A 17985-nucleotide genomic window follows, 5' to 3' on the forward strand; every position below is an offset into this window, starting at 1 on the left:
AGTCGCTGACAGACTGCCATCGGGAGCAAGCCCCCTCCCACATTGGTTTTCTGTTGTTGCTTTAGCCGCGTAAGGCTTTAAGTTTGGCCAGCACCCCTTGCGCCGTCTGCTCACCCATCAACTGCTCACGCACCTTGCCCTTGTCATCAATGATGTAGGTCACTGGCAACGCCTCACTGCGCGGAATATCAAAAATCTCCTCCGGGTTCTGCGCCAGGACGGTGAACTTGATCCCCAGCTTCTCGCTGGCGGCCTTGAGTTCTTCACCCTGTACGTTGTCGAAATTGACCCCGAACACGCCCACGTTCTGCCCTTTCAATTGCTCGGCCAAGGCATTGAGTTCCGGGATTTCCGTGCGACACGGGCCACACCATTCGGCCCAGTAATTGACCACCACCCACTGCTTGTCCAGGCGTTCGGCCGCCACTTTCTTGCCATATTGGTCAACGCCGTAATCGTTACCGCAGCCGCTGAGCAGCAGGGTTGTGATGATCGCCAATGCACCGATCAGTCGCCTAGTCATGGGGTAATCCTTCGCAAAAATGAACGTTGGCTGCGACCTATCGCCTCTTACGGTTTAAGGACGGGCCGCAGCGCAGGTAGAATACCCGCCACCTTACGCAAGATGCGACCCGCACATGACCGATCTGACGCTTTATCACAACCCGCGCTGCTCGAAATCCCGCGGAGCGCTCGAACTGCTGGAAGCTCGCGGCCTGAATCCGAGCGTGGTTCGCTACCTTGAAACCCCGCTGAACGCTGCGCAATTAAAGGCCTTGCTCGGTAAGCTGGGGATCAGCGCGCGCCAACTGCTGCGCACCGGCGAAGAGGAATACAAAACCCTCAACCTGGCCGACGCCAGCCTCAGCGAAACCCAGTTGATCACAGCCATCGCCGAGCACCCGAAGCTGATGGAGCGCCCGATTCTGGAAACCCGCGATAAAGCCGTCATTGGCCGTCCGCCGGAAAACGTGCTGGAGATCCTGCCGTGACTGCGCCGTATGTGCTGGTGTTGTATTACAGCCGCAATGGCTCGGTGAGCGAAATGGCCCGTCAGATTGCCCGGGGCATCGAGCAAGGTGGCCTGGAAGCGCGATTACGCACCGTGCCGGCGATCTCCGCCGAATGCGAAGCCGTGGCGCCGAGTATCCCGGACGAAGGCGCGCTGTATGCAAGCCTCGATGATTTGAAAAACTGCTCGGCCCTGGCCCTCGGCAGCCCGACGCGCTTCGGCAACATGGCCGCACCGCTCAAATACTTTCTTGATGGCACCAGCAACCTGTGGCTCACCGGCGCGCTCGTCGGCAAGCCTGCGGGTGTGTTCACTTCCACCGCCAGCCTGCACGGTGGCCAGGAAACCACGCTGATGTCGATGCTGTTGCCGCTGTTGCACCACGGCATGCTGATCACCGGCCTGCCTTATAGCGAACAGGCGCTGCTCGATACCCAGGGCGGCGGCACGCCGTATGGCGCCAGCCATCACGCCGGGCCCGACGGCAAGCGCATGCTCGATCAACACGAAACCACCCTGTGCCGCGCCTTGGGCTTGCGCCTGGCCAACACCGCGATGCTGCTGGAGAACGGCCGTGGCCAGAAAGCCTAAGGTCCTCCCGCCCCAGGCCTGGCTGGAACCACGGGTCAAGGTCGCACGGGCGCTGAGCCTGCTGGCGTTTTTTGGCCTGGTGGGTTTGCTGTGCGGGTATTACCTGTTCGTCGCCGACCTGCACGGCGCACGCCCATGGGTAATCCTGCTGATCGAGCTGGTGCCATTGGTGTTATTGGCGCCGGGGATGCTGCTCGGCAGCGCGCGCGGGCATTCGTGGATGTGCTTTGTGGTGAACCTGTATTTCATCAAGGGCGCGCTGGCGGCGTATGACCCGAATCGGCAGTGGTTCGGGGTGCTGGAGATGCTCGCGAGCCTGGCGGTGTTTTGTACGGCGCTGTTGTATGTGCGCTGGCGGCACCAACTGAATCGGCGGTTGGCGCTAGCCCAGGGTGCCTGACAGTCAGTCATCGCAGGCAAGCCAGCTCCCACATTTGGAATGCATTTTCCTGCGGGAGCTGGCTTGCCTGCGATAGCCGCACGTCAGTCTCAATGATTAACGGTGTAAGCCAGCATCATCGACAACTGGCACATCGGCCGACCACTCTCGGCATGCCATTGGTTGAACGCGCCCTGCACCGTCGCCAGATCACGCAGGCTGGTCGGGGCCTTGTCGACGATCTTCTGCGCGTTCAAGGCTGCTACCACGTCATCACTCGGCACAAATGTGTCCTTGCCTACCATGCGCAGGAAGCGCGGCGCCGACAGCCCGCCCAACTGATGGCCGTGCTTGCTCAGGTACTTCCATAAACCGACGATGTCGGTGACCGGCCAGTCGGCGATAAACGCGCCGAAACTGCCCTTTTCCTGCTCGATATCCAGAATCATCTGCGCATTGCGCGGCACACTTTTGAGCTTGCCCAGGTGACGGATGATGCGGGTGTCCTGCATCAAGCGCTCCAGGTGCTCAGCGCCCATCAGCACGACTTTTTCCGGGTCGAAACCGAAGAATACCTGCTCGAACGCCGGCCATTTACCGTCCACCACACTGTGCTTGAGCCCGGCGCGAAACACCCGCAACGCGAGGGTCGACAGGTAACGGTCATCACTGATCTTGCGCAATTGCGCCGGGGTCTTGGGTACAGGCAGATGGGCTTCCAACTCGGCCGCCGAACCGAAGCGGTTCAGACAATATTCGTGCAGCCACTTGTAATCGCGCATGCCCTCTCCTGGCAATTGAATTGAAAACGGCGCCCGCAAGCGCCGTCTTTCAGAGCGTTGAAACGTGTCAGAGGTTCACAACATTGACGAAGCGCGAAGCGGCGGTCTCATCAATTTTCAGGCTGGTGAAGTCGAACAGGTTGCGGTCGGCCAATTGCGACGGCTGCACATTCTGCAGGCTGCGGAAGATGCTTTCGGTGCGCCCGGGAGTCTTGCGCTCCCAGTCCATGAGCATTTCCTTGACCACCTGGCGTTGCAGGTTTTCCTGGGAGCCACACAGGTTGCACGGGATGATCGGGAATTGCTTGAAGTCGGAGTAAGCCTGGATGTCCTTCTCGTTGCAATACGCCAGCGGGCGGATCACCACGTTGCGCCCATCATCGGCGCGCAGCTTGGGCGGCATGGCCTTGAGGGAGCCGTTGAAGAACATATTGAGGAAGAATGTCTCGACGATGTCATCGCGGTGATGACCGAGGGCCATCTTGGTCGCGCCGATTTCATCGGCAAAGGTGTAGAGCGTGCCACGGCGCAGGCGCGAGCACAGCGAACAGGTGGTTTTGCCTTCCGGGATCAGTTCCTTGACCACCGAATAGGTGTCTTTCTCGACGATGTGGTACTCGACGCCCAGCGCTTTCAAGTAGGCCGGCAATACGTGTTCGGGGAAGCCCGGCTGTTTCTGGTCCATGTTGACGGCGACGATCTCGAACTTGATCGGTGCGACCTTCTGCAGGTGCAGCAGCACGTCAAGCAGGGTGTAGCTGTCTTTGCCGCCGGAGAGGCAGACCATGACCTTGTCGCCCTCCTCGATCATGTTGAAATCGGCAACCGCTTCACCGGCCAGGCGACGCAGGCGTTTTTGCAGTTTGTTCTGGTTGACCGTAAGAGTGCCCATGGCGCTTGGATCCGCGAGAGGTGTGTGACGAAAAGCGCGGTATTTTAGCGGTAAGGACGCCCAAGATCCATTTCTGATCGAGGGGGTTTGACAGACCTCGCCGCGATTAGGGCTAGTGTTTACAGCGCAATTTACTCTAAAGCCCTACAGTTTTTCCGGTCATGACTTCCTATACTGCGACTTGAGGTCGCACAACTATCCAGGACCTTTGAGGCCATTTGGCCCGTGGGCGCTCCGATGGGGGGCGATGGTAACAACGACAGGAGTGACTGGCATGATCCATCACGTCGTGGGGCTGTTTACCCATCCCGACCAGGAATGGCGGGAAATTCGTGGCGATAAGGAAGAAAGTATCGGCCACATGTACCTCACTCATACCTTGATTCTCGCGGCGATCCCCGCCGTTTCCGCCTTCATCGGCACCACCCGCGTCGGCTGGGTGATTGGCAGCCGGTCCCCGGTCATGCTGACTCAGGAAAGCGCGCTGTGGATGACCATCATGTCGTATGCGGCCATGCTCGGCGGCGTGGCGGTGATGGGCGCGTTCATTCACTGGATGGCCCGTACCTATGACGCCAGCCCCAGCATGGCGCGGTGTGTAGCATTTGCCACGTACACTGCGACACCGCTGTTTATCGGCGGGCTGGCGGCGCTTTACCCGCACATGTGGCTGGGAATGGTCGTGGGTACGGCGGCGATTTGCTACACGGTGTACCTGCTGTATGTCGGGCTGCCGACCTTTATGAGCATCGACCCGGACGAGGGCTTCCTGTTTTCCAGCTCGGTGCTGGCCGTGGGCCTGGTGGTGCTGGTGGCGATCATGGCGTTTACCGTGATCGTCTGGGGCTTGGGCGTGGGCCCGATCTATACCAATTAGGCTGATAAAAACCTGGGCAAGGCCACCGCAAGGTGGCTTTGTGCGTTATGCATGACCATTCGGCGCCTGACAGATTCGGAAACACCTGCTTTTGCGGCATACTGGACGTCTCTGGAGATATGTACAGCATGCCCGAGCAACTCAATACCCGCGTCGAAGATTGTTTCCTGCAAGCCGAATCCTTTTTCAAACGAAGCTTCAAACGCCCCCAGGTCAGCCTCAAGCTGCGGGGCCAGAAAGCCGGTGTCGCGCATTTGCACGAGAACCTGCTGCGCTTCAACCCACAGTTGTACCGCGAAAACAGCCAGCACTTCCTTAAACAGACCGTGGCCCATGAAGTGGCGCACCTGATTGCCCATCAATTGTTTGGCGAGCGCATCCAGCCCCATGGCGAGGAATGGCAATTGATCATGCGCGGGGTTTACGAGCTGCCGCCGGATCGCTGCCACACCTATGCAATCAAGCGTCGACAAGTGACCCGCTATATCTACCGCTGCCCGTGTGCCGACAGCGACTTCCCGTTCTCGGCCCAGCGGCATGGGTTGGTGAATCAGGGGCGGCGTTATTTGTGCCGGCGGTGCCGGCATACCTTGGTGTACACCGGGGAAACGCGGGTGGAGTGAGGGGTGGTGTCAGTGATTGCCCCGTCGCAGGCAAGCCAGCGCCCACACTTTGACCGCGCCGCCTATCAAATGTGGGAGCTGGCTTGCCTGCGATAGCATCCGTGCAGGCACTACCCAACCACCTTGGCCCGCCGCAAGGCGTCTATCCTCTGAGCACTGAAGCCTAACTCGGCGAGCACTTCATCACTGTGCGCCCCCACAGCCGCCCCAATATGCCGAGGCTGCGGCAACCCCTCGGAAAACTTCAACGGACAGGCGATTTGCGCCTGGGTCGAGCCATCACCGCGTGGCACCTGGCTGACCAATTGCCGCGCCTTCAACTGCGGATGCTCCAAGGCCTCGCTCAACGTCAGTACCGGCTCCACACACGCATCCACCCCGGCAAACAGCTCGCACAGCTCGTCAAAGCTGCGTTTCTCAAACTCGACCTGCAATGCCCGCTTCAGTGCTTTTTGCTGTTCCGGCTGGGGAGACAGGCCTTGTGCCGCCAACTCGGGGCGCCCCAATGCCGCGCACAATGCCTGCATAAACGCGGGCTCCAGGCTGCCGACCGACATCCAGCGCCCATCGCGGGACCGGTAATAATCGTAGAAACTGCCGCCGTTCAGCACATGCGTCTCCCAACCCGGCTCCACGCCACAGGCCAGATACCCAGCGCCGGCCATCGCGTTCAAGCTGAACGAGCAATCGGTCATGCTCACATCCAGGTATTGGCCGACACCGCTCTGTTGCCGGGCAATCACCGCTGCGAGTAAACCGACCACCGCATGCAGCGAACCACCGCCCACATCCGCCAATTGCACACCCAGCGGCAGCGGCCCGCTGTCTTGGCGACCGGTGTAACTGGCGACGCCGGCCAGCGCCAGGTAGTTGATATCGTGCCCGGCACGGTCTTTGTAAGGGCCGGTCTGGCCATAGCCGGTGATGGACACATAAATCAGCTTGGGGTTGATCGCCTTCAACGCCTCATAACCCAGGCCCAGACGCTCCATCACCCCAGGCCGGAATTGCTCAAGGACGATGTCGTAGTCTTTGACCAGTTCGCGCACGATCTCCAGCGCCTCGACCTGCTTGAGATCCAGCGCCAGACTGCGCTTATTGCGATTGAGGTAGGCATGGCTCGCCGAGGTGCCGTGGTCATGGGGTGGCAAGACCCGCAACAGGTCCATGCGCGTGGGCGATTCGATGCGCAATACCTCAGCGCCCATGTCCGCCAGCATCAAGGACGCGAACGGGCCCGGCAGCAAGGTGGAAAAATCCAGCACTTTGAGCGATGCCAAGGGACCTGACATGGAGACTCCATTTGGGGTTTCGAATGCCCACAGCGTAGGCAGCCTTGAGCCTGGCGGCAATCGTCAGAACAATCACCGCGAGTGACCGTTTTGATCACGGCGGGCTTTTTCGCGGCGGCGGCTTTATGATTGGCTTACGTTTGCTTGCAGAGTGTTCCATGAAGTTTGCGATTGCTTTGTTTTCCGCCGCCCATGCGCCCTCCTCGCGCCGCGCCTTGCTGTTCGCACAGGCAGCGCTTGCCGGCGGGCACGAAATTGTGCGGCTGTTTTTTTATCAGGATGGGGTGTACAGCGCCTCCACTAACATCGTTGCGCCCCAGGATGAGCAAGATATCGCCCGGCAATGGCGCGAGTTCGTCAGCGCGCACCAGCTCGACGGCGTGGTGTGCATCGCCGCTGCCTTGCGCCGTGGCGTGTTGAATAAGGAAGAAGCCACGCGCTATCAACGCAGCGCAGTGAACCTCGACGCGCCGTGGGTGCTGTCGGGCCTTGGGCAGCTGCATGACGCCGCCCAGGCCGCTGACCGCCTGATCTGCTTTGGAGGGCCATGACATGTCAAAATCCTTATTGGTGATCAGCCGCCAGCCACCGTGGTCGGGGCCGAGCGCGCGCGAAGCCCTGGATATCGTGCTGGCCGGCGGTGCATTTGATCTGCCGATCGGCCTGCTGTTTATGGATGACGGGGTGTTTCAGCTGGCGCCACACCAGGACGCCAAGGCCGTGCAGCAAAAAGACCTCGGCGCCAACTTGCAGGCGTTGGGCCTGTTCGGTATCGATGACGTGTTCGCCTGCAGCCACAGCCTGGCCGAGCGCGGGCTCGCGCCCCCCGCCAGTGCTCAAGCGCTGGGCAGCGAACAGATTTCCCAACTGATTGACCGTTACGACCAGGTGATTACCCTCTGATGTCGACTTTACATGTGGTGTCCCACTCCCCGTTTACCGATAGCCGCCTCGCCAGTTGCCTGCGCGTTTGCGGCCCCGAGGACGCGATCCTGCTGTGCGGCGATGGCGCCTACGGGCTGCACAATCCGGCCCTGCAGACCAAGGGTGTGAAGGTCTTTGTGCTGGCCGAAGACATGCAGGCGCGCAACCTGCCCCTGCCAGACTGGGCCGACAGCGTGGACTATCCAGGTTTCGTGCAGTTGTCGATCGACTACGACAAGGTCAACACCTGGCTATGAACACCCTGACCGTAGGTTCGCGCACCCTCGAACTGGACAAGGACGGCTATCTCGTCGACCTGAATCAATGGTCCACCGACGTGGCCAACGCCCTTGCCGCCGCCGAACCCCTGGAGTTGACCGCGGACCATTGGGAAATCCTCGAACTGCTGCGTGGCTTCTACGCCGAGTTCCAGTTGTCCCCCGCCACGCGCCCGCTGATCAAGTACACCGCCTTGAAGCTGGGCCCGGAAAAGGGCAACAGCCTGCACCTCAACAAACTGTTCAACGGCACTCCCGCCAAACTCGCCGCCAAGCTGGCGGGCCTGCCCAGGCCGACGAATTGCTTATGACCGACTTTGCCCCGCTGACCCTTGAAACCCCTGCCGAACACCCGTTTGCGCAGTTCGTGCGCATCCTGGGCAAAGGCAAGCGCGGCGCGCGCAACCTCACCCGCGAAGAAGCCCGTGAGGCCATGGGCATGCTGCTCGACGAAAAAGTCGAAGACACCCAGCTCGGCGCCTTCCTGATGTTGCTACGGCACAAGGAAGAAAGCCCGGAAGAACTCGCCGGATTCACCGAAGCGGTACGCGAACGCCTGAATGCGCCAGCGCTGAACGTGGATATCGATTGGCCCACCTACGCCGGGAAAAAACGCCACCTGCCGTGGTATTTGCTGGCGGCCAAATGCCTGGCGCAGAACGGCGTGCGCATCCTGATGCACGGCGGCGGCGCTCACACCGCTGGCCGGTTGTACACCGAGCAATTGCTGGAAGGCCTGCACATCCCGTTGTGCCGCAATTGGCAGCAGGTTGAAAGCGCGTTCGAACACGGCAACCTGGCGTTTATCCCACTGGGTGACTGGGCGCCGCAACTGCAACGCATGATTGATCTGCGTAACACCCTGGGCCTGCGCTCGCCGATCCATTCCCTGGCGCGCCTGCTCAACCCGCTGAATGCACGCTGCGGCCTGCAAAGTATTTTCCACCCCGGTTACCAGGGCGTGCACCGTGACGCCAGCGGCCTGCTCGGCGACAACGTGATTGTGGTCAAGGGTGACGGCGGCGAGGTCGAGATCAACCCCGACACCCTGAGCCACCTGTACGGCACCACCGGCGGCGAAAGCTGGGACGAAGAGTGGCCCGCCCTCTCCGCTCAGCGCCACGTCAAACCCGCGACCCTGGAACCCGAGCAGTTGAAAGCGCTGTGGCGCGGCGATGTCGAGGACAGCTATCCGCAACTGGCCCTGATCGCCACCATGGCCCTGGCCTTGCGCGGCCTCGGCCACCCACGGGTGCAAGCCTTCGAACTGGCCCAGCAATACTGGGACGCACGGGATAAATCGATTTAATCGATCATTTGCCCGCAGTCTTTGCGCTTTTAGTTCGAACTCATCCCTTTAGACTGGGCTCCAACGCTTATTAGCCAAGGAGCCAGTCATGGGTTTGCTGATCGAAGGACATTGGAAAGACCAGTGGTACGAAAGTAGTGCAGACGGCGCTTTCCAGCGCGAGCAGGCGCAACAGCGTAACTGGGTAACAGCCGACGGCGAGCCTGGCCCCAGTGGCGAAGGCGGCTTCCAGGCGCAGGCCGGTCGCTATCATCTGTATGTTTCGCTCGCCTGCCCGTGGGCCCACCGCACCTTGATCCTGCGCAAGCTCAAGGGCCTGGAAAGCTTGATCGACGTTTCCGTCGTCAGTTGGCTGATGCTGGAAAACGGCTGGACCTTCGACAAGGCCCATGGCTCCAGCGGCGACAAACTCGATGACTTCCAATTCATGCACCAGCGCTACACCGCTGACACCGCCAACTACACCGGCCGCGTCACCGTACCGGTGCTGTGGGACAAAAAGCTCAAGCGCATCGTGAGCAATGAATCCGCGGAGATCATCCGCATGTTTAACAGCGCCTTCAACGAACTGACCGGCAACACGCTGGACTTCTACCCCAAGGCGCTACGCCCGAGCATCGACGCGCTGAACGAACGCATCTACCCCGCCGTGAACAATGGCGTATACCGCGCAGGCTTCGCCACCTCGCAAAAGGCCTATGAAAGCGCGTTTGATGATGTGTTTGCCGAGCTGGATCACCTGGAGCGGCACTTGGACGCGCACCGTTACCTGGCCGGTGAATACCTGACCGAAGCCGATGTGCGGCTGTTCACCACGCTGATTCGTTTTGATGCGGTGTATTACAGCCACTTCAAATGCAACCTGCGGCGGATTGCCGATTATCCGAACTTGTCGAACTGGCTGAGGGAGATGTATCAGTGGCCAGGCGTGGCCGAGACGGTGGATTTTTCGCACATCAAGGGGCATTACTATGCGAGCCACCGGACGATCAATCCGACGGGGATTGTGCCGAAGGGGCCGTTGCAAACCTTTGATGCCGGGCATGACAGGAAGCGGCTAAGTGGCAAAGGCGTCCAGGGCTGATCCGAATCATTGGCTGTGTTTGAAGGCCTCATCGGGGGCAAGCCCCCTCCCACATTTGGATCTGTGCACACAGGCCAATGTGGGAGGGGGCTTGCCCGCAATGCGGTTAAGGCTCAAACCTGGGATTGCGCCCCTTCAAACCACTTCAGTTTCTCGCGCAACACCACCACTTCACCGACGATGACCAAGGTCGGCGCATGCACTTCATGCTCCGCCACCATGCGCGGCAAGTCCGCCAGGGTGCCGGTAAACACGCGCTGATTGGACGTGGTGCCCTGCTGGATCAACGCCGCCGGGGTATCCGCTGCGCGACCGTGCTTGATCAGTTGTTCGCAGATGATCGGCAAGCCAATCAAACCCATGTAGAACACCAAGGTCTGCGACGGCCCCACCAGATCCCGCCAAGGCAGGTCTGACGTCCCGTTCTTCAAATGCCCGGTGATAAAACGTACCGACTGGGCATAGTCTCGGTGCGTCAGCGGAATCCCGGCATAGGCCGCGCAACCACTGGCGGCAGTGATTCCCGGCACTACCTGGAACGGAATGCCATGGGCCGCCAATTCCTCGATCTCTTCGCCACCACGGCCAAAGATGAACGGATCGCCACCTTTTAGACGCAGCACACGCTTGCCTTGCTTGGCCAGATCCACCAATTGCTGGTTGATCTGGTCTTGCGGCACGGCATGGTCGGCGCGACGCTTGCCGACGTAAATACGCTCGGCATCCCGGCGGCACAGCTCAAGAATCGCCGGAGCAACCAAACGGTCATACAGCACCACGTCGGCTTGCTGCATCAAGCGCAGCGCGCGGAAGGTCAGCAGGTCCGGATCACCCGGGCCTGCGCCCACCAAATAGACTTCACCTGGCGCGTACGGTGGCGCGCCGTTAACCTTCTCGATCAACAAGCGCTCAGCTTCAGCGCCCTGCCCGGCCAACTGACGGTCGGCGATCGGGCCTTGGAAAACCTCTTCCCAAAACGCACGACGCTGCTGAACGTCCGGGTACAAGCCTTTGACCTGGGCACGAAAACGCGCCGCCAACCCGGCCAACTGGCCGTAAGTGGAAGGAATCCAGGTTTCCAGCTTGGCCCGGATCAAGCGCGCCAGCACCGGCGCATCGCCGCCGCTGGACACGGCAATCACCAGGGGCGAACGGTCGACAATTGCCGGGAAGATCACGCTGCACAAGGCTGGCGCGTCCACCACATTGACCGGCACGCAGCGACGCTTGGCATCACTGGACACTTGCGCGTTCAGCGGCTCGTCGTCGGTCGCGGCGATAATCAGGGTGCAACCCTCAAGGTCGGGCTCCTGATAACCGCGTAAAATCAGTTCCCCGCCACTGCCCAGTACCAGTTCACGCAACTGGTCTTCGATCTGGGGAGCAACCACCCGCAGCAACGCACCGGCGTCGGCCAGCAGCCGGGATTTGCGCAACGCAATCTCCCCGCCACCGACGACCAACACACGACTGCCGCGCAGGTTATGAAACAGCGGCAGAAATTCCATTTAGCCGATGACCTCAACGCCTGCCATGTAAGGCTTGAGCACCTCAGGTACACGGATCGAACCGTCAGCCTGCTGGTAGTTTTCCAGCACGGCTACCAGCGTGCGGCCTACCGCCAGGCCCGAACCGTTGAGGGTGTGCACCAGTTCCGGCTTGCCGGTTTCCGGGTTACGGAAACGCGCTTGCATGCGACGGGCCTGGAAATCACCGCAGTTGGAGCACGACGAAATTTCGCGGTATTTGTCCTGGCTCGGCACCCACACTTCGAGATCGTAGGTCTTCACGGCGCTGAAGCCCATGTCGCCGGTGCACAGCGCCAACACGCGGTAAGGCAGCTCAAGCAGTTGCAGGACGCGCTCGGCGTTGGCGGTCAGGCCTTCCAGGGCTTCCATGGAGGTCGATGGCTCAACCACTTGCACCATCTCGACCTTGTCGAACTGATGCTGGCGGATCATGCCGCGGGTGTCGCGCCCCGACGCGCCGGCTTCACTGCGGAAGCATGGGCTGTGAGCAACAAACTTGATCGGCAGCTGCTTGGCGTCGAGGATCTCGCCGGCCACGATGTTGGTCAGCGACACTTCGGCCGTCGGGATCAGGTACAGATCGGCTTCGCCATCACGGCTGATCTTGAAAAGGTCTTCTTCGAATTTCGGCAACTGGCTGGTGCCCATCAGGGCCGGAGCCTGCACCAGGTACGGGGTGTAGGCTTCTTCGTAGCCGTGTTCGCCGGTGTGCAGGTTGATCATGAACTGCGCCAGGGCACGGTGCATGCGTGCAATCGGACCGCGCAGCAAGGCAAAGCGCGCGCCGGACATCTTGGCGGCGGTTTCGAAATCCAGGCCACCGGTCAATTCGCCCAGGGCGACGTGATCCTTGATCTCGAAATCAAACGTTTTTGGCGTGCCCCAGCGGCGCACTTCGACGTTGCCGTCTTCGTCTTCGCCAACCGGTACCGACTCGTGCGGCAGGTTGGGAATGCCCAGCAGGATCGAGTCCAGCTCGCTCTGAATGCCTTCCAGCTCGACTTTGCCGTCGGACAGCTCGGTGCCCATGCGCTCGACGTCCGCCATCAACGGCGCGATGTCTTCGCCGCGCTGCTTGGCCTGACCGATGGATTTGGAACGCGCATTACGCTCAGCCTGCAGTGCTTCGGTGCGGGTCTGGACGGTCTTGCGCTGTTCTTCCAGCGCTTCGATGCGCGCAACATCCAAGGCAAAGCCACGGGATGCCAGGCGGTCCGCTACGTCCTGAAGGTTGCTACGTAACAGTTTGGAATCGAGCATGTCGGTCTCTCGTTTATCAAAGTTTGGTCAAGGACAGGCCAGCCCAGGTGGCGAGCAGCCCGCCGAACACGCTGATGCCCAGGTAACCGAAGGCTACCAGGGCCTGCCCGCTTTCCAGCAGGCGCAGCGTATCCAGTGAAAAGGATGAAAAGGTCGTCAGACCGCCTACAAAGCCGACAATCAAGCCGGCCCGAATTTCAATCGGCACTTCCGGGCGCAACAGGAACCACCCGTACAACAGCCCGATGATCAAGCAGCCCACCAGGTTGACCGCCAGGGTCGCCGCATAAAAATGCTTCGGCCAGTTGGCGTTGACCCAAGTACCGGTGGCGAAACGCAATAATGTACCAGCGATGCCGGCTACGGACACGGCAAGAATCGTCTTGAGCACTACTTTCTCCGCTGTTTGGGGCTGAGGCGATCGAGTTGGGCGAGGTGATTGAGCTTTTCACCGATCTTCAGCTCCAGGCCACGAGGCACCGGCTGGTAGAACGGCTGCGGCTCAAGCTCATCGGGGAAGTAATCTTCGCCGGCGGCATAGGCGTCCGGCTCATCATGGGCATAACGGTATTCGTCGCCGTAGCCCAGCTGTTTCATCAGTTTGGTCGGGGCGTTGCGCAGGTGCAGCGGTACTTCGAGCGAGCCGTGTTCGGCGGCAGCGCGCAGGGCTGATTTGAAGCCCATGTACACCGCGTTGCTTTTTGGCGCGCAGGCCAGATACGTAATGGCCTGTGCAACGGCCAACTCGCCTTCCGGGCTGCCAAGGCGCTCCTGCACCTCCCAGGCCGCCAGGCACAGGCTCAGCGCGCGCGGGTCGGCGTTGCCAATGTCTTCGCTGGCCATGCGCACCACGCGGCGCGCCAGGTACAGCGGATCGCAGCCACCGTCGATCATCCGCGCAAACCAGTACAGCGCGCCGTCGGGGTTGGAACCGCGCACAGACTTGTGCAGCGCCGAGATCTGATCGTAAAAGGCTTCGCCGCCCTTGTCGAAGCGGCGGCGAGTATCGCCGAGCAAACTTTGCAGAAGATCGACGCCGATCTCGCTGCCGTCCTCGGCCAGGTCGGAGGCATTCTCCAACAGGTTCAGAAAACGGCGGCCGTCGCCATCGGCGGCGCTCAGCAGAATCTTGAAGCCTTCGTCACTGAGACTGAGCTGGCGCTTGCCCAAGCCCTTGTCTTCGGCCAAGGCGCGGTGCAACAGCTTTTGCATCGCCGCTTCGTCCAGGCTCTTGAGCACATAGACGCGCGCCCGTGAGAGCAAGGCGTTATTGAGTTCAAACGAAGGGTTTTCGGTGGTCGCGCCAATAAAGATCAGCGTGCCGTCTTCGACATACGGCAAAAACGCATCCTGCTGGGACTTGTTGAAGCGGTGCACTTCATCAACGAACAGGATGGTGCGCTTGCCATATTGCCCGGCCTGCTGCTTGGCGACTTCCACCGCCTGGCGGATCTCCTTGACCCCGGCCAGTACCGCGGAAACCGTTTCGAAGTGTGCGTCCGAGACTTTCGCCAGCAGCCGTGCCAGGGTGGTTTTACCCACACCCGGCGGCCCCCAGAAAATCATCGAGTGCAGCGCCCCCTGCTCCAGGGCTTCGCGCAAAGGCTTGCCGCGAGCGAGCAGGTGTTCTTGCCCGACGTACTCATCCAGGTTGGTCGAACGCAAGCGTGCGGCCAGGGGCTGAGCAATCGGGTCACTTCGAAACAGGTCCATGGGCAGCGTTTGAAACCTCTGGGCAGGTTATTCCTGGATCACATCGGCACCCTTGGGGATGTCGAACTTGAACTTGGATGCCGGCACCGGCTGGTTGGCCTTGACCCCGGAGAACAGGATATCGGTGCGTTGGCCGACACTGTCGATCAGGCGCATGTTGTTGATCACGCCGTTGCCGAACGACAGGTTCAGGCTGTCAAACAGCGTGTCCTTGGATTTCGGCTTGAGGGTGAACTCGATAACGTTGCTGGTTTGCTTGGAGGTGATCTCGAAGCTGTCGTTGATTTTCGACACGTCGCCCGAGAGCAGCAACGCCGGGGTCTGGTTCAGGCGCGGGTCCAGCTTCTTGATGGTCGCCTGCTCCAGGTCCGGGTCCCACAGCGTGACTTTCTGGCCGTCGGAAACGATGGTCTGCTCGGACTTCCCTTCGGTATGCCAATAGAACAGCCCTGGGCGCTGCACGGCCATTTCACCTTCGGTTTGCTGCAGCTGGGTGCCACCGGCATCCAGGGTCAACTGAGAGAAGCGCGCGGTGAGGGTTTGGGATTTGTCCAACAGGTTCTTCAGGCTGGCCACGGAGGCCGGATCGGCGTGGGCCGAAACAGCAGTCAGGGCCAGTGCCGGCAACAACAGCATGCGGATAAGACGCATGGGAGTCCTCATTGAGTCGTTAGGGCGAGCCGCGTGCTGCCACGCGGCATGTGATCAGTCGCGCATCTGCCCTGGGGCGATGACTTCACGCGAGCCGTTGGTGTTCATAGCAGTCACGACGCCGGCATTTTCCATGGATTCGATCATGCGGGCGGCGCGGTTGTAGCCGATTTTCAGTTTGCGCTGCACTGCGGAGATAGAAGCACGACGACTTTCGAGCACGAACGCCACGGCTTCGTCGTACAGCGCGTCGGTTTCGGCATCATCGTCGCCACCGCTGCCGCCGTCGAAGCCGCTGCCAGCTTCTTCAACGCCCGCGAGGATCTCGTCGTTGTATTCCGGTGCGCCGCGCAGCTTCCAGGCTTCCACCACGCGGTGCACTTCGTCATCGGACACAAAGGCGCCATGGACACGAATCGGCAGGCTGGTGCCCGGCGGCATGTAAAGCATGTCACCGTGACCGAGCAATTGCTCGGCGCCGCCCTGGTCGATGATGGTACGCGAGTCGATCTTGCTGGAGACCTGGAACGCCATCCGCGTCGGGATGTTGGCCTTGATCAGACCCGTGATGACATCCACCGACGGACGCTGGGTAGCGAGAATCAAGTGAATACCGGCGGCGCGCGCCTTCTGGGCGATACGTGCAATCAGTTCTTCAACCTTCTTGCCGACGATCATCATCATGTCGGCAAACTCATCGACCACCACCACGATGGTTGGCAGCTTGGTCAGCAGCGGCGCTTCGTCGTGAATGCTTTCGCGCTTGTACAAAGGGTCAGTCAGCGGTGTGCCGGCGTCCTGGGCTTCCTTGACCTTGGCGTTGAAGCCCGACAGGTTACGCACGCCCATCTTCGCCATGAGCTTGTAGCGGCGCTCCATCTCGGCGACGCTCCAGCGCAGTGCGTTGGCGGCGTCCTTCATGTCGGTCACGACCGGGCACAACAGGTGCGGAATGCCTTCGTAGATCGACAATTCCAACATCTTCGGGTCGATCATGATCAGCTTGGCGTCATCGGGGCCGGACTTGAACAGGATCGACAGGATCATCGCGTTCACACCCACCGACTTACCGGAACCCGTCGTACCGGCAACCAGCAAGTGCGGCATTTTCGCCAGGTCAGTAATCACCGGCTTGCCGCCGATGTCATGGCCCAGGGCCAAGGTGACCGGCGATTTGAAGTTGTCGTATTCCGGAGTCGACAGCACCTCGGAGAAGCGCACGATCTGGCGGTCTTCGTTGGGAATCTCGATACCGACGGTGGTCTTGCCGGGAATCACTTCCACCACCCGCACACTGGTTACGGCCAGGGAGCGCGCCAAGTCTTTCGCCAGGTTGGAAATACGGCTGACCTTGACGCCAGCGGCCGGCTGGATCTCGTAACGGGTAATGACCGGGCCTGGGTGGATCGAATCCACGGTGACTTCGACGCCGAATTCCTTGAGTTTGATTTCCAGCAGGTGGCCTACGGCCGCCAGCGACTCCGGGGAATAGTTGAGCTGTTTCTTTTCGGCCGGGTCGAGAATCGAGATCGGCGGCAAGGTGCCTTCGACGGCGCTGTCGACAAACAACGGCGCCTGCTTCTCTTTCTGCACGCGTGCACTGGGCTCGGGCGCCTTGGCCGGCGCTGGCGTAATCACTGGCGGCACCTGCTTTTCGCGGTCCGACATGTGCTTGCTCAGGGCCTGTTCGCGTTCGATCAGGCGCTCCTTGACCTTGGCTTGCTCACGTCGGTCCGGTGTGCTCGGGGCCACCACTTCGTTGACACGGGTATCGACCTCGCGCAGTTGCGCAACCATGCGTTTGCGATCAACCCGGGCCGACCACCAGCGGTTGGCGGCGCCCTGAAACAGCTCGAGCAGGTCGAGCGTGATCTTGCCGGTCACGTCCATCACCTTGAACCACGACAAGTCGGTGAACACGGTAAGACCAAACAGGAACAGCGCGATAAACATCAAGGTGCTGCCCTGGATATTCAGGGTCTTGCGCGCCAGGTCGCCAAGGCTTTCGCCCAGCGCCCCGCCCGCGCCCGCCGGCAGGCCGGTGGGTGCGTGGAAATGAATATGCGCCAGCGCCGCGCCGGAGAGCACCAGGAACACCAGGCCGATCAGGCGCCAGGAGAACAGCCAGCCGCTCCACTGCCACGGCTCGTGACGCTGGCGGAAGATCTGCCAGGTCTTGATCGCCAGCAGCAGCGGGAAGATGTAGGCAAAGTAGCCCAGCACCATAAACAGAATATCGGCGCTGTAGGAACCGGCGGGGCCGCCGAAGTTCTGCACGTCTTCGATCTTGCTGTTGTGGCTCCAGCCCGGATCGTCCTTGCCATAGGTGAGCAAGGCCATCATCAGGAACAGGCACAGGGCGCCAATGGCGATCAGCGCACCTTCCTTGAGTCGGTAGTGCAGGTGCTGACGCCAGGCCGGCACGACTGCTGCTTTAGGTGTTGCGGCGGATTTCTTCAAAACGGGTCTTTTCCTGCGCCTTTAGCGCGTCCATCTGTTGAATGACTGCAAATACTGCCCAATCCGAGCAGCTGAAAAATGAACGAGCGTCGTTGAATCTACTTTTTAACACCGGATGATGGATCGATGAAATGACGATCACGCCATAATGGCCACATTGTACGGGTTTGCGTCGGCGATGCCACGTACTTGCCCTTCACCCGGCAGCCTAGACAATTGAAGCGTCACAGCCTGTTCAATTTGAGCATGCATTGCCTTTGCTGACAAAGGCTTATGAGCTGTATTTAGCAAACCAGGCAAGCTTGGCCATTGGCCTCCACGGCACAGAC

At 60.6% G+C, this 17985-nt stretch carries 21 protein-coding genes; 11 read left to right on the forward strand and 10 right to left on the reverse strand.

Annotated elements, in window-relative coordinates; all coding sequences use genetic code 11:
* Nucleotides 1–61 precede the first annotated feature (61 nt).
* On the reverse strand, nt 62–523 hold the full coding sequence (locus ACDZ94_RS20445; protein WP_053256807.1) for a TlpA disulfide reductase family protein: 462 nt from the start codon (nt 521–523) through the stop codon (nt 62–64).
* 115 nt (nt 524–638) lie between these two features.
* Here ACDZ94_RS20445 and arsC point away from each other — a divergent pair, with 115 nt between their 5' ends.
* From arsC to ACDZ94_RS20460, 3 genes are read left to right on the forward strand one after another with little or no spacing between them, the layout of a single operon-like run.
* A complete protein-coding gene (arsC, locus tag ACDZ94_RS20450; protein WP_262665138.1) occupies nt 639–992 on the forward strand; it encodes an arsenate reductase (glutaredoxin) in 354 nt (117 codons plus the stop codon).
* Nucleotides 989–1603, forward strand: coding sequence for an NAD(P)H:quinone oxidoreductase (gene wrbA / locus ACDZ94_RS20455; RefSeq protein WP_064452875.1), 615 nt, complete (start codon nt 989–991; stop codon nt 1601–1603). Before arsC ends, wrbA begins: the two co-directional genes overlap by 4 nt.
* Nucleotides 1587–2003: a DUF2069 domain-containing protein gene (locus ACDZ94_RS20460; protein ID WP_064452876.1), complete on the forward strand. Its 417-nt coding sequence runs from the start codon at nt 1587–1589 to the stop codon at nt 2001–2003. Before wrbA ends, ACDZ94_RS20460 begins: the two co-directional genes overlap by 17 nt.
* 89 nt (nt 2004–2092) lie before the next feature.
* Here the strand turns inward: ACDZ94_RS20460 and ACDZ94_RS20465 are convergent, their stop codons facing one another.
* Both ACDZ94_RS20465 and ttcA read right to left on the reverse strand, forming a co-directional pair.
* Nucleotides 2093–2764 (reverse strand): DNA-3-methyladenine glycosylase I, encoded by a 672-nt coding sequence (locus tag ACDZ94_RS20465; protein WP_064452877.1) that lies wholly within the window; start codon nt 2762–2764, stop codon nt 2093–2095.
* 67 nt (nt 2765–2831) lie between these two features.
* A complete protein-coding gene (gene ttcA, locus ACDZ94_RS20470) occupies nt 2832–3656 on the reverse strand; it encodes a tRNA 2-thiocytidine(32) synthetase TtcA (protein ID WP_064452878.1) in 825 nt (274 codons plus the stop codon).
* 274 nt (nt 3657–3930) lie between these two features.
* On the opposite strand from ttcA, the gene ACDZ94_RS20475 reads away from it, so the two are divergent.
* Nucleotides 3931–4533 (forward strand): Yip1 family protein, encoded by a 603-nt coding sequence (locus ACDZ94_RS20475; RefSeq protein WP_064452879.1) that lies wholly within the window; start codon nt 3931–3933, stop codon nt 4531–4533.
* A 128-nt stretch (nt 4534–4661) separates the two neighbouring features.
* Nucleotides 4662–5156 carry a SprT family zinc-dependent metalloprotease gene (locus ACDZ94_RS20480; RefSeq protein WP_064454959.1) on the forward strand — a complete coding sequence of 165 codons (495 nt, stop codon included), beginning with the start codon at nt 4662–4664 and terminating at the stop codon, nt 5154–5156.
* 110 nt (nt 5157–5266) lie between these two features.
* Here ACDZ94_RS20480 and ACDZ94_RS20485 read toward each other — a convergent pair whose 3' ends face one another.
* The gene (locus ACDZ94_RS20485; RefSeq protein ID WP_432750725.1) at nt 5267–6448 is read right to left on the reverse strand and encodes a CaiB/BaiF CoA transferase family protein; all 1182 of its coding nucleotides are present in this window, start codon (nt 6446–6448) and stop codon (nt 5267–5269) included.
* 158 nt (nt 6449–6606) lie between these two features.
* Here ACDZ94_RS20485 and tusD point away from each other — a divergent pair, with 158 nt between their 5' ends.
* From tusD to ACDZ94_RS20515, 6 genes are all read left to right on the forward strand, one after another.
* Nucleotides 6607–6999, forward strand: a complete 393-nt coding sequence (gene tusD, locus ACDZ94_RS20490) for a sulfurtransferase complex subunit TusD (protein ID WP_221295068.1) — start codon at nt 6607–6609, stop codon at nt 6997–6999.
* A gap of 1 nt (nt 7000) precedes the next feature.
* The gene (gene tusC / locus ACDZ94_RS20495) at nt 7001–7351 is read left to right on the forward strand and encodes a sulfurtransferase complex subunit TusC (protein ID WP_432750726.1); all 351 of its coding nucleotides are present in this window, start codon (nt 7001–7003) and stop codon (nt 7349–7351) included.
* On the forward strand, nt 7351–7629 hold the full coding sequence (tusB, locus tag ACDZ94_RS20500) for a sulfurtransferase complex subunit TusB (protein WP_064452882.1): 279 nt from the start codon (nt 7351–7353) through the stop codon (nt 7627–7629). Before tusC ends, tusB begins: the two co-directional genes overlap by 1 nt.
* Nucleotides 7626–7961 carry a TusE/DsrC/DsvC family sulfur relay protein gene (locus ACDZ94_RS20505; protein WP_262665149.1) on the forward strand — a complete coding sequence of 112 codons (336 nt, stop codon included), beginning with the start codon at nt 7626–7628 and terminating at the stop codon, nt 7959–7961. The genes tusB and ACDZ94_RS20505 overlap by 4 nt, the downstream gene beginning before the upstream one ends.
* Complete coding sequence (locus ACDZ94_RS20510; RefSeq protein WP_432750727.1) at nt 7958–8959, forward strand: glycosyl transferase family protein; 1002 nt, start codon at nt 7958–7960, stop codon at nt 8957–8959. Before ACDZ94_RS20505 ends, ACDZ94_RS20510 begins: the two co-directional genes overlap by 4 nt.
* A gap of 88 nt (nt 8960–9047) precedes the next feature.
* Nucleotides 9048–10043 (forward strand): glutathione S-transferase family protein, encoded by a 996-nt coding sequence (locus ACDZ94_RS20515; protein ID WP_432750728.1) that lies wholly within the window; start codon nt 9048–9050, stop codon nt 10041–10043.
* Between the two features lie 113 nt (nt 10044–10156).
* Here the strand turns inward: ACDZ94_RS20515 and cysG are convergent, their stop codons facing one another.
* From cysG to ACDZ94_RS20545, 6 genes are read right to left on the reverse strand one after another with little or no spacing between them, the layout of a single operon-like run.
* On the reverse strand, nt 10157–11551 hold the full coding sequence (cysG, locus tag ACDZ94_RS20520) for a siroheme synthase CysG (RefSeq protein ID WP_064452886.1): 1395 nt from the start codon (nt 11549–11551) through the stop codon (nt 10157–10159).
* Entirely contained in the window at nt 11552–12832 is a 1281-nt protein-coding gene (gene serS / locus ACDZ94_RS20525) for a serine--tRNA ligase (RefSeq protein ID WP_064452887.1), read from the reverse strand.
* Nucleotides 12833–12848: 16 nt separating this feature from the next.
* Nucleotides 12849–13223: a fluoride efflux transporter CrcB gene (crcB, locus tag ACDZ94_RS20530; protein WP_024076158.1), complete on the reverse strand. Its 375-nt coding sequence runs from the start codon at nt 13221–13223 to the stop codon at nt 12849–12851.
* Nucleotides 13223–14545, reverse strand: coding sequence for a replication-associated recombination protein A (locus ACDZ94_RS20535; RefSeq protein WP_064452888.1), 1323 nt, complete (start codon nt 14543–14545; stop codon nt 13223–13225). Before ACDZ94_RS20535 ends, crcB begins: the two co-directional genes overlap by 1 nt.
* A gap of 27 nt (nt 14546–14572) precedes the next feature.
* Nucleotides 14573–15196 (reverse strand): outer membrane lipoprotein chaperone LolA, encoded by a 624-nt coding sequence (gene lolA / locus ACDZ94_RS20540; RefSeq protein WP_064452889.1) that lies wholly within the window; start codon nt 15194–15196, stop codon nt 14573–14575.
* A gap of 54 nt (nt 15197–15250) precedes the next feature.
* A complete protein-coding gene (locus ACDZ94_RS20545) occupies nt 15251–17656 on the reverse strand; it encodes a DNA translocase FtsK (RefSeq protein WP_221295071.1) in 2406 nt (801 codons plus the stop codon).
* Nucleotides 17657–17985: the final 329 nt, after the last annotated feature.

Source organism: Pseudomonas sp. UBT, from assembly GCF_050915955.1.
GTDB classification, from domain to species: Bacteria; Pseudomonadota; Gammaproteobacteria; order Pseudomonadales; family Pseudomonadaceae; genus Aquipseudomonas; species Aquipseudomonas antarctica_A.